This is a genomic window from Azonexus sp. MM2026_4 (assembly GCF_055901855.1).
This window is the reverse complement of the sequence record NZ_CM148380.1, coordinates 2,763,921-2,773,998: the sequence shown is the minus strand read 5'-3', so window position 1 is coordinate 2,773,998 and position 10,078 is coordinate 2,763,921. Positions and strand designations below refer to the sequence as shown.

12 protein-coding genes and 1 riboswitch are annotated in these 10,078 nt (G+C 67.6%); of the genes, 6 read left to right on the top strand and 6 right to left on the bottom strand.

Going from position 1 to position 10,078, the window contains the following annotated elements; all coding sequences use genetic code 11:
- Positions 1-17 precede the first annotated feature (17 nt).
- Positions 18-344, bottom strand: a complete 327-nt coding sequence (locus AC0KWY_RS13110) for a cell division protein ZapA (RefSeq protein WP_474025938.1) — start codon at positions 342-344, stop codon at positions 18-20.
- The gene (locus AC0KWY_RS13105) at positions 344-541 is read right to left on the bottom strand and encodes a hypothetical protein (RefSeq protein WP_374325247.1); all 198 of its coding nucleotides are present in this window, start codon (positions 539-541) and stop codon (positions 344-346) included. Before AC0KWY_RS13105 ends, AC0KWY_RS13110 begins: the two co-directional genes overlap by 1 nt.
- Positions 542-655: 114 nt before the next feature.
- A riboswitch (cobalamin riboswitch) is annotated at positions 656-861 on the top strand.
- A gap of 105 nt (positions 862-966) precedes the next feature.
- Here AC0KWY_RS13105 and AC0KWY_RS13100 point away from each other — a divergent pair.
- The 6 genes from AC0KWY_RS13100 (at position 967) to AC0KWY_RS13075 (ending at position 7,405) form a co-directional block, all read left to right on the top strand.
- Positions 967-2,796, top strand: a complete 1,830-nt coding sequence (locus tag AC0KWY_RS13100) for a TonB-dependent receptor domain-containing protein (protein WP_474025937.1) — start codon at positions 967-969, stop codon at positions 2,794-2,796.
- A gap of 6 nt (positions 2,797-2,802) precedes the next feature.
- Complete coding sequence (locus tag AC0KWY_RS13095; RefSeq protein WP_474025936.1) at positions 2,803-3,780, top strand: FecCD family ABC transporter permease; 978 nt, start codon at positions 2,803-2,805, stop codon at positions 3,778-3,780.
- Complete coding sequence (locus AC0KWY_RS13090) at positions 3,777-4,550, top strand: ABC transporter ATP-binding protein (RefSeq protein ID WP_474025935.1); 774 nt, start codon at positions 3,777-3,779, stop codon at positions 4,548-4,550. Before AC0KWY_RS13095 ends, AC0KWY_RS13090 begins: the two co-directional genes overlap by 4 nt.
- Positions 4,551-4,554: 4 nt before the next feature.
- Positions 4,555-5,145: a cob(I)yrinic acid a,c-diamide adenosyltransferase gene (cobO, locus tag AC0KWY_RS13085; RefSeq protein ID WP_474025934.1), complete on the top strand. Its 591-nt coding sequence runs from the start codon at positions 4,555-4,557 to the stop codon at positions 5,143-5,145.
- Complete coding sequence (locus tag AC0KWY_RS13080) at positions 5,145-6,425, top strand: cobyrinate a,c-diamide synthase (protein WP_474025933.1); 1,281 nt, start codon at positions 5,145-5,147, stop codon at positions 6,423-6,425. The genes cobO and AC0KWY_RS13080 overlap by 1 nt, the downstream gene beginning before the upstream one ends.
- Positions 6,426-6,523: 98 nt before the next feature.
- Positions 6,524-7,405, top strand: a complete 882-nt coding sequence (locus AC0KWY_RS13075) for a Tim44 domain-containing protein (protein ID WP_474025932.1) — start codon at positions 6,524-6,526, stop codon at positions 7,403-7,405.
- 58 nt (positions 7,406-7,463) lie between these two features.
- On the opposite strand, the gene cobA is transcribed toward AC0KWY_RS13075, so the two are convergent.
- From cobA to AC0KWY_RS13055, 4 genes are read right to left on the bottom strand one after another with little or no spacing between them, the layout of a single operon-like run.
- On the bottom strand, positions 7,464-8,213 hold the full coding sequence (gene cobA / locus AC0KWY_RS13070; RefSeq protein WP_474025931.1) for a uroporphyrinogen-III C-methyltransferase: 750 nt from the start codon (positions 8,211-8,213) through the stop codon (positions 7,464-7,466).
- Positions 8,207-8,581 (bottom strand): (2Fe-2S) ferredoxin domain-containing protein, encoded by a 375-nt coding sequence (locus AC0KWY_RS13065; RefSeq protein ID WP_474025930.1) that lies wholly within the window; start codon positions 8,579-8,581, stop codon positions 8,207-8,209. The genes cobA and AC0KWY_RS13065 overlap by 7 nt, the downstream gene beginning before the upstream one ends.
- Positions 8,571-9,557, bottom strand: coding sequence for a precorrin-3B C(17)-methyltransferase (cobJ, locus tag AC0KWY_RS13060; RefSeq protein ID WP_474025929.1), 987 nt, complete (start codon positions 9,555-9,557; stop codon positions 8,571-8,573). The genes AC0KWY_RS13065 and cobJ overlap by 11 nt, the downstream gene beginning before the upstream one ends.
- Positions 9,544-9,948, bottom strand: a complete 405-nt coding sequence (locus AC0KWY_RS13055; RefSeq protein WP_474025928.1) for a cobalamin biosynthesis protein — start codon at positions 9,946-9,948, stop codon at positions 9,544-9,546. The genes cobJ and AC0KWY_RS13055 overlap by 14 nt, the downstream gene beginning before the upstream one ends.
- Positions 9,949-10,078: the final 130 nt, after the last annotated feature.

Genomic DNA, 10,078 nt, shown 5'->3' with positions numbered 1-10,078 from the left:
GGCCACCCCGCAACCGGTCAGAAGTCCAGTTGCTGCTGGGGTGCCAGCACGGCATCCAACCGTGCTCCCATGACTTCGATTCTACGCTTCGTTTCCGGCGACGCAACCGTTTCTTGGTTGTCTTCCGGCACGGGCTGGCCGAGGTGCTCGTGGGCGATGTTGAGCGCCGCCATCACCGCCACGCGTTCGGCGATGGTGCTGCGCGTGCGCTGGGCGATGTCGCGCATCTTGCCGTCGACCATGTTGACCGCCGCCAGCAGGGCATCGCGTTCTTCGGGCAGGCAGGCAACGCGGTACTCGCGGCCCATGATCTTGACGTCGAGAAAATTCTGCTCGCCGCTCATCAGGCATCCTCGGGAATCTGTTCGATCAGGCCTTCGAGGCGTTCGCGGGCGGCCGTCATGGTCGACCGCAAATGCAGGCGTTCCGCTTCGGCAGCGGCGATCTGGTTCTTCAAGACTTCGTTTTCGGCGCGCAACTGGTGCACCAGGGCGACGACCTGATCGATCTTGGCTTCGAGCGCTTCGAGTTCGCTATTCATGGGCCGCACTATAGAGGGATAAATGTAGTCCGGTCAAGGACTAAGCGGCTATTTTCAAAGTGATTTATTGCTTTGGCGCCGGGGCGTGGCTCGCGCTGCTCGGAGCGGCGATGTAGAATGCGCGGCTTGTCAGGTGCCGTACTCGGAATTCATTCCATACGGTTAAACGGGAAAGCGGTGCGTCTCCAACGAGACCAAGCCGCTGCTGCCCCCGCAACGGTAAGCAAGTGCGGGCGTATCACGAAGCCACTGGGGAAACCTGGGAAGGCGATGCGTCAAGACTTGCGAGCCCGGATACCGGCCTGCCATGCCTCACGGAAATGCCACGGGGTGGTGGCGCCGGTTTCTCGACCTGCGCTCCGCCCGTGCGTTTCCTTTTCAACGCATTCCGGCATGCGGGGACGCCTGCCGGGAAAGGGAAAACCATGTCCATCCGTTTCCGGCCCCTGCTCGGCCTGGTACCGGCCGCTTTCGTCGCGGCCGCTGGCGGCGCTGAATCCGTCAGCCTCGACGATGTCGTCGTCACTGCCACCCGCCAAGCCATGCGTGCCGACGAAGTCCTCACCGATACGACCGTCCTCGAGCGCGCCGAGATCGAGGCCGCCGGCCATTCCAGCCTGGAACAGATCCTCGCCGCGCAACCCGGCATCCAGATGGCGGCCAACGGCAGTCCGGGCGCAGCGTCCTACTTGTACGTCCGCGGCGCCAATCCCAAACACGTCCTGCTGCTGATCGACGGCATGCGCGTCGGCTCGGCAACTTCCGGCGAGCCGACCTGGTCGCGCATCCCGGCGGCGCAGATCGAGCGCATCGAGATCGTCCGCGGGCCGGCGTCGTCGCTCTACGGCAGCGATGCGATCGGCGGCGTGGTCCAGGTATTTACCCGGCGTGGCAGCGGGCCGCTGCAGTTCTCGGTGGCGGCCGGCGGCGGCAGCGACGGCGCCCGCTCGGCCAGCGCCGGGTTGGCCGGCAGCCAGAGCGGCTGGCGCTACGCGCTGAATCTGAGCGAAGACGCGAGCGACGGCTTCAACAGCAAGCCGAAGGACCCGAAAGCCAATCCCGACCGCGACGGTTTCCGCAACCGGGCGGCCGCCGGCAGCCTCGGCTACCAGTTCGCGCCCGGCCACGAACTCGGCCTGACTGTCCTGCATGCTGAGGGGCGCAGTCGCTACGACGGTTCCGGCGCCAAGGTGAACTGGGTCAATAGCACGCGCAACGGCGCGGCCAGTCTGGTCCTGCAGAACGCCCTGAGCGCGCAATGGACCAGTCGCCTCAGCGTCGGCCGCAGCATCGACGATTCCAGCAACCTCAAGGACGGTATCCGTAACAGCCGTTTCAACACCGAACAGCGGCAATACGCCTGGCAGCACGACATTCAGGGCAGCCTCGGCAATTTCCTGGTCGGTGTCGAGCGTCTCGAACAACAGATCGACACCAGCGGCAACTATGCCCGCGACGAGCGCCGCAACGACGCCGTCCAGCTCGGCTGGAACCGCGGCTTCGGCGCGCACCGGCTGCAGGCGTCGGTTCGCCACGACGACGATTCGCTGTTCGGCGACAAGACTTCCGGCTCGCTCGCCTACGGCTACCGCTTCTCGCCCAACTGGCGGGCCAGCCTGAGTGCCGGCACCGCCTTCAAGGCGCCGACCTTCAACGAACTCTACTATCCGGCGAGCGGCAGCTACGTCGGCAACCCGGACCTGCGCCCGGAGTCGTCGCGCAACCGCGAAGCGGCGCTGCATTACGAAACCGGTGCCCAGCATGTCTCGCTGACCTGGTACCTCAACCGGATCGAGGACATGATCGTGTGGACCAAGGTCGGCGCGCTGAATCAGCCGACCAACGTCGAAAACGCACGCATCGAGGGAACGACGCTCGCCTGGCAGGGGCGACTGGCCGGCTTCGACCTGCAGGCCAGCCACGACTGGCTGGACGCCGCAGACCGCAGCAACCACCGCCAGTTGCCGCGTCGGGCCCGGCACACGGTAGCGGCGGCGGTGGCGCGCAGCGTTGGCGACTGGGACTGGCGGGTCGAGCTGACGGCAAGCGGCAAGCGCTACGAGTACAAATCGAATGCGCGCGTCGGCCTGAGCGGCTACACTCTCGCCAACCTTTACGCCGCCTACCGTTTTTCGCCGGACTGGGCCGTCTTCGCCCGCATCAACAACCTGTTCGACCGCGACTACACGCTCGCCGACGGTTATGCGACGGCGGGACGCAACGCCTTCATCGGCATCCGCTACAGTCCGAAGTAAGTCCGCATGCCGACCCGTCGCCGCGCTTTCCTGATCCTTTCCTCGCTCGCCCTGCTTAGCCTGGCGAGTTTTGCGCTGGCGCTGGCGGCCGGCAGCCTGCGCGTGGCGCCGGGGGAAATCGTCGCCGCGCTGTTTGGCCAGGGCGAAGGGGCCGGCGACGTGGTCGTCCAGTTGCGCCTGCCGCGCGCCCTCGCCGGCTTTGCCTGCGGTGGCCTGCTGGCGCTGGCCGGCGCGCTGATGCAGGTGCTGCTGCGCAATCCGCTGGCCGATCCCTATGTGCTGGGGATTTCCGGTGGTGCCGGAGTCGGCGCGATGTTCGCGATGCTGCTCGGGTTGCCGCTGCTGGCTGTCGACGGACTGGCCTTTGCCGGCGCTTTCGGCGCCATGTTCCTGGTTTTCGGGCTGGCGCACGGCGACGGCAGCTGGACGCAGACCCGCCTGCTGCTCACCGGCGTCATCGTCGCTGCCGGCTGCGGCGCGCTGATCGCGCTGATGCTGTCGATTGCCGAAGAGAGCAAGCTGCACGGCATGCTGTTCTGGCTGATGGGCGACCTCGGCCAGACCTTCACCTGGTGGCCGCCGCTGCTGGTCCTGGCGCTGGCGCTGCTGGCGGCCATGCCCTTCGCCCGCGAACTCAACCTGCTGTCGCGCGGCCTGATGCAGGCGCAGGCGCTGGGGGTGGCGATCGACCGCCTGCGCGTCGCCATCTACCTGCTCGCCTCGCTGGCCACCGCCGCTTCGGTGACCACCGCCGGCTCGATCGGCTTCGTCGGGCTGGTCGTGCCGCATCTGGTGCGGCTGGCGCTCGGCAACGACCAGCGCCTGCTGCTGCCGGCCTCGGTGCTGGCTGGCGGTTCGCTGCTGGTCTTCGCCGACACCGCGGCGCGCACCGTGATCGCCCCGCAGCAGTTGCCGGTCGGCGTCCTCACCGCGCTGATCGGCGTGCCGGTCTTCCTCTTCCTGCTGTCGAGGCAGCCGAAGTGAGCGCCCCCTTGCTCGAAGCTCGGCAGCTCAGCGTCGATATCGGCGGCAAGACCGTTGTCGACCGCCTGAACCTGAGCCTGCAGCCGGGCGAAAGCCTGGCCATCCTCGGTCGCAACGGGGCCGGCAAGTCGACGCTGCTGTCCACGCTGGCCGGACTGCGCCCGCCGCAAGCCGGCGCCGTGTTGCTCGACGGCGAGGACTGCGCTTTGCTGCCGCCACGCCAGGCGGCCTTGCGCCGAGCCTGGCTCGGCCAGTTCCAGAACGATCCGTTCGGTTCGACCGTGCTCGAAACCGCGCTCACCGGCCGCCATCCCCACCTCGGCCGCTGGGACTGGGAGTCGAAGCGCGACGCCGAACTGGCGCGCGGTGCGCTGCAGGCGCTCGGCCTGGCCGGCATGGAAGCGCGCCAGGTGCACACGCTGTCCGGCGGCGAACGCCAGCGCCTGGCGATCGCCACCCTGCTCACCCAGGCGGCGCCGCTCTACCTGCTCGACGAACCGCTGTCGCACCTTGACCTCAACCACCAGATGGCGGTCCTCGAACTGTTCGCCGGCACCGCCCGCGACTGCGGCGCCGCTGTCGTCATGGTCCTGCATGACCCGGCGCTGGCCCACCGCTTCTGCGACCGGGCGCTGCTGGTTTACGGCGACGGCCGTTGCGAGCAGGGCGCGGTCGACGCGATCCTCACCGCGGAAACGCTGTCCGGACTCTACGGCTACGGGCTGCGGCAGATCGAAGACCACGGCCAGCGCTGTTTCATTCCGGAGTAAGCCCATGACGATCAGCCACGAACAACGCATGCAGAAGAAAAAGGCCGTGATCGACGGCAAGATCGACGCCGCCCAACAGGAACGCGGCGTGCTGGTGATCAACACCGGCAACGGCAAGGGCAAGTCCTCGGCCGCCTTCGGCGTCGTCGCCCGGGCGCTCGGCCACGGCTTCAAGGTCGGCGTCGTCCAGTTCGTCAAGGGGCGCTCGGACACCGGCGAGGAAGCCTTCTTCCGCCAGCAGCCGAACGTCGCCTGGCACGTCGGCGGCGAAGGCTTCACCTGGGAAACCCAGGACAAGGAGCGCGACGCCCAGGCCGCCCAGGCCGCCTGGGAAGTCGCCTGCCGTCACCTGCAAAATCCGGAGATCGGCCTCGTCGTCCTCGACGAAATGACCTACGCCTTCAAGTACGGCTGGCTCGACCTCGACGCGGTGATCGCCAAACTGCGTTCGCGCCCGGCGCTGCAGCACGTCATCGTCACCGGCCGTGCCGCCCCGCAGGCATTGCGCGACGCCGCCGACACGGTGAGCGAGATCGGCATGGAAAAACACGCCTTTCAGGCCGGCGTGAAAGCCATGCCCGGACTGGAATACTGATGCCCGCCTGCCCCGCCCTGCTCGTCGCTGCCCCCGCCTCCGGCCAGGGCAAGACCACCGTCACCGCCGCGCTGGCCCGCCTGCATGCGCGCCAGGGGCGGCGCGTGACCGTGTTCAAGTGCGGGCCGGATTTCCTCGACCCACAGATTCATGCCTTCGCCAGCGGTCAACCGTGCCAGAACCTCGACCTCGGCATGTGTGGGGAGGCCGATGCGCGCTGGCGGCTGGCGCGGGCGGCGGCGGAATCCGACCTGATCCTGGTCGAGGGCGTGATGGGCCTGTTCGACGGCCAGCCGTCGGCGGCCGACATCGCCGAGCGTTTCGCCATCCCGGTGCTGGCGTTGATCGACGCCGGTTCGATGGCCCAGACCTTCGGGGCGGTCGCCCACGGGCTGGCCACCTACCGGCCCGGCTTGCCGTTCGCCGGGGTGCTCGCCAACCGCGTCGCCAGTGCGCGGCATGCTGCCATGCTTCAGGAAAGCTTGAGGCCGGGCATGGGCTGGTTCGGCGCCCTGCCGAAGAGCGGCGACAGCCTGCCCGAACGCCACCTCGGCCTGCTCCAGGCGGTCGAGATCGACGACCTGGAAAGTCGCCTCGACCGCCTGGCCGACGCACTCGCCGACAGTGCCACGGTCAACCTGCCCGCACCGGTGAATTTCACCGAAGTGCCACCGCCGACCTTGCCACCCCTGCTCGCCGGCCGGCGCATCGCCATCGCCCGCGACGCCGCCTATGGCTTCATCTACCCGGCGAACCTGGAAACTCTGCAAGGGCTTGGCGCCGAACTGCGCTTCTTCTCACCGGTGGCCGGCGATGCACTGCCCGAGTGCGATGCCGTCTGGCTGCCCGGCGGCTACCCGGAACTGCACGCCGCCGCACTGAGCGCCAACGCTGGGCTGTGGCAGGCGTTGCACGCCCATGTCGACGCCGGCAAGCCGCTGCTCGCCGAATGCGGTGGCATGATGAGCCTGTTCGAGGAAGTGGTGGATAAGGCCGGCCAGGCCCACCGCTTCGCCGGCCTGCTGCCCGGGCGGGCGGTGATGCAGCCGCGGCTGGCGGCGCTCGGCACGCAGTTCGCCGAACTGCCGGAAGGCCGGCTGGCCGGCCACACTTTCCATTATTCGAAGAGCGAGACGCCGCTGTCGCCGCTGTGCCGTGCCGTCACTGCCGAAGGCCGCGAGGGCGAGGCGATCTACCGCCGGCAGCGGCTGACCGCCTCCTACGTGCATTTCTATTTCCCGTCGCTGCCGCCGGCAGCGGCAGCCTTGTTTGGCGTCTGAAGATTCGTCTTTTTCGGATCGTCAATTAGCGTCACCCTGTTTTTTGGAAGGGGTTAGCTGCGTACAATGGCCCCACTTGTTCCCCAAAGGAGACATTCATGAACAAATTCATCGCCATGGCGGCTGCCGTGATCCTCGGCCTGACGCTCAACATCAACGACGCCGAAGCCAAGCGCCTGGGCGGCGGCGGCTCGACCGGCATGCAGCGTCAGGCGACGCCGCCGAGCAACAACTTCAACCAGGCCCAGCGCCCGCAGCCGGCAGCCCCGACCGCGGCCCCGCAAGCCCAGCCGAAGCGCTCGTGGATGGGGCCGCTTGCCGGCCTCGCCGCCGGTCTCGGTCTTGCTGCGCTGGCTTCCCACTTTGGCTTCGGCGAGGGACTGGCCAACTTCATGATGATCGCCCTGCTCGCTTTCGCCGTGATTGCCGCCATTGGTTTCTTCATGCGCAAGAAGGCCGGCGCTCAGGCGCAGGGCATGCAGTATGCCGGTGCCGGCGCCAATTACGGCGGTCAGCCTGGCAATGTCGCTCGACCGGATTTCACCCCGGCCGGTGGTTCTGCCTTTACGCCGGCGGCCCAGGCCGTTGAATCGACCGGTGGCAAGATTCCGGCCGACTTCGACGTCGAAGCCTTCGTGCGTAGCGCCAAGGTCAATTTCATCCGCCTGCAGGCCGCCAACGACGCCGGCAACCTCGACGACCTGCGCGAATTCACTTCGCCGGAAATGTTCGCCGAGATCAAGATGGCGATCGCCGAGCGCAACGGTGCCAGCCAGGAAACCGATGTCGTCAAGCTTGACGCCCAGGTCATCGACGTCGTCGAGGAAGCCAGCCGCTACATCGTCAGCGTCCATTTCAGCGGCCAGATCCGTGAGGAGCGCAATGGTCCGGTCGAGAACTTCTCGGAGGTCTGGCACATGACCAAGCCGGTCGATGGCAACCGCGGCTGGGTCATCGCCGGCATCCAGCAAGTTCAGTAAGCGCTGCTGCGCTAGGATGCAAAAGCCGACCGGGGCAACCCGGTCGGTTTTTTTTCGCTCAGGGATTCTCCGCCAGCGCGACGACGTCGCCGATGACGAGCAAGGCCGGCGGCGCGACCGCGTGGCGCTGGGCGATTTCCGGCAGCGTTGCCAGTGTCGCCGGGTAGATCTTCTGGTTCGGCCAGGTGGCGCGGTAGATCAGCGCTGCCGGTGTCGTTCCGGGCAGCCCGTGCGCCTGTAGCTGGTGGGCGATGATGTCGAGCCCCTTGACGCCCATGTAGATCGCGATCGTCTGCTGCGGCTGGGCGAGCGCCTGCCAGTTCAGGTCGATGCTGTGATCCTTGTAGTGCCCGGTGACGAAGACGCAGCTCTGGGCATGGTCGCGGTGTGTCAGCGGAAAGCCGAAGGCGGCAGCGGCGCCGAGCGCGGCGGTGATGCCGGGAACGATCTCGACTTCGATGCCGTGCTCGACGAGCAGCGCCATCTCCTCGCCGCCGCGCCCGAAGACGAAGGGATCGCCGCCCTTCAGCCGGACCACGCGGCGGCCGGCGCGGGCCAGGTCGAGCAGGCGCTGGCTGATTTCCTCCTGCGGCAGCGTGTGGTTGCCGGCCGATTTGCCGACATAGATGCGGTCCACGGTCAACGGGCAGAAATCGACGATTTCCGGGCTGACCAGGTTGTCGTAGAGCATCACCTCGGCCTGCTGCAGGCGCCGGTAGGCCTTCAGCGTCAGCAGCTCGGGGTCGCCGGGGCCGGCGCCGATCAGCGCGACGCGCCCGGCCGGAAATTCGCTGCCGCGGCTCAGCATGCTTCGTCTCCGCCGTCGTTACGGTGAAAGACCAGGTCTTCGACGACCTCGCCGCCTTTCAGGTGCTGTTCGACGATGCGGTCGATGTTCTCGTCGCTGACGTTGTAATACCAGACGCCGTCCGGCTGCACGGCGACAATCGGCCCGCCCTGGCAGGCGGCGACGCAGCCGGTGCGCGTGCGCTTGACCCGCGCCGGGCCGGCATCGACGCCGAGACCGGCGGCGCGCAGCTTGCCCTGCAAGGCGTTGAACAGCGCCTCGCCCTCGCCGTTCTGCGTACAGCGCGGGCCGGTGCACACCAGGATCTGCCGGCTGTAGTCGCGGATCTTCGGCTTGATGATCTTGCTCTCGTCGCGTTCAGCGTTCAATTTCGGTCTCCTCGCCTGCCGGCGGCAGTTCGCTCAGCAACGCGGCGGCGATGTAGTCCTCCGGCAGGCCGTAGTCGGCGGCCAGTTCGGCGGCGCTGCGGCTGCTCGCCTGGATCGTCGCCAGCCAGCCGTTGAGGCCGGTGGACAAGGAACGCCCGGCCTGTTCGCCGACATGCGTGTTGCGCTCGCCGGCCTCCACCGCGTATTTGTTGGCGTAGCCGCGCGGCGTCACCATCAGGCCGTGCCGCACGAAGGTGTTGGAATTGCCGATCAGCACCGTCGACAGCATGCCGATCTCGGCCTCGGCCATGCGTTCCAGCGTCGTCAGCTCGATGCGCTGCTTCGGGCGGTGGCCGGACTTGACGATGGCCACCGGCGTCTGCGGGTCGCGGTGGCGCAGGAACAGGCGCTGTGCCTCGACGATCTGCTGCGTGCGCCGGCCGCTCTTCGGGTTGTACAGCGCGACGACGAAATCGGCGTAGGCCACCGCATCGAGCCGGCGGGCGATGGTCGGCCACGGCGTCAGCAGGTCGGACAGCGAAATGGCGCAGAAATCGTGGGTCAGCGGTGCGCCGACCAGCGCCGCGCAGGTGTTGATCGCCGAGGCGCCGGGGACGATCTCGACCTCGATATCGCTGTCGGGGGTCCAGCCGGCCTGGAACAGCACCTCGAAGGTCGGCCCGGCCATGCCGTAAACGCCTGCATCGCCCGAGGAAATCAGCGCCACCTTCTTGCCCTGACGGGCGCGCTCGAGCGCCTCGACGGCGCGGTCGAGTTCTTCGGTCATCGACTTCTTGATGACTTCCTTGCCCTCGACCAGGTCGGCGATCAGGCGGATGTAGGTGACGTAGCCGATGATCGTGTCGGCCTCGGCAATCGCCGCGCGGGCGCGCGCCGTCAGGTGGTCGTGGCTGCCCGGGCCGAGGCCGACGAGCATGATCTTGCCTTGGGCGGCGGGATGTTCAGGTGCGTTCATGGGGAATCCTGGCAATGGAGACGGTAGCGTTGCGGCCGTCCGGGCCGCGCAGCCGGTGTTTTTCGATAAGGAGATGCGTTTTGTCGGCACCGGCCGCAAGCAACGCTGCCGCTTCCGAGACCGATGGCGTGCCGGTGTACTTGCGCACGGTTTCCGACGGATTGGGCACGGCGACCGCGGCCAGTTCGCTGGCCGGGTAGAACAGCGCCGGCCAGCCGTGGCGGGCGATGACTTCGAGCAGGCCCGGTTCGTCGGCCTTGAGGTCGATGCTGGCCACGGCGATGACATCGCCGGGCAGGCGCCCGCAGGCGGCCAGTGCCTCGCGGATGCAGCGTTCGAGGGTGCTGGCGGAGGTATTGCGGTCGCAACCGAGGCCGAGGGTGATTTTCAAAATACCCTCGCTCTCGGTGCGCAACTACGGAGCGCGGCTCCTTCCTCCTTCGAGAGCGCCGAGCCGCGCGAGCCAGGCGAATACGAGCGGCGTTCCAATTCGGCCGCTGTTTTCCGCCGTTGACCGGCGT

Bases quoted from the DNA above. Each gene is read 5' to 3' on its own strand.
- AC0KWY_RS13110 (WP_474025938.1), bottom strand. From the start codon at position 344: ATGAGCGGCGAGCAGAATTTTCTCGACGTCAAGATCATGGGCCGCGAG.
- AC0KWY_RS13105 (WP_374325247.1), bottom strand. From the start codon at position 541: ATGAATAGCGAACTCGAAGCGCTCGAAGCCAAGATCGATCAGGTCGTC.
- AC0KWY_RS13100 (WP_474025937.1), top strand. From the start codon at position 967: ATGTCCATCCGTTTCCGGCCCCTGCTCGGCCTGGTACCGGCCGCTTTC.
- AC0KWY_RS13095 (WP_474025936.1), top strand. From the start codon at position 2,803: ATGCCGACCCGTCGCCGCGCTTTCCTGATCCTTTCCTCGCTCGCCCTG.
- cobO (WP_474025934.1), top strand. From the start codon at position 4,555: ATGACGATCAGCCACGAACAACGCATGCAGAAGAAAAAGGCCGTGATC.
- AC0KWY_RS13080 (WP_474025933.1), top strand. From the start codon at position 5,145: ATGCCCGCCTGCCCCGCCCTGCTCGTCGCTGCCCCCGCCTCCGGCCAG.
- AC0KWY_RS13075 (WP_474025932.1), top strand. From the start codon at position 6,524: ATGAACAAATTCATCGCCATGGCGGCTGCCGTGATCCTCGGCCTGACG.
- cobA (WP_474025931.1), bottom strand. From the start codon at position 8,213: ATGCTGAGCCGCGGCAGCGAATTTCCGGCCGGGCGCGTCGCGCTGATC.
- cobJ (WP_474025929.1), bottom strand. From the start codon at position 9,557: ATGAACGCACCTGAACATCCCGCCGCCCAAGGCAAGATCATGCTCGTC.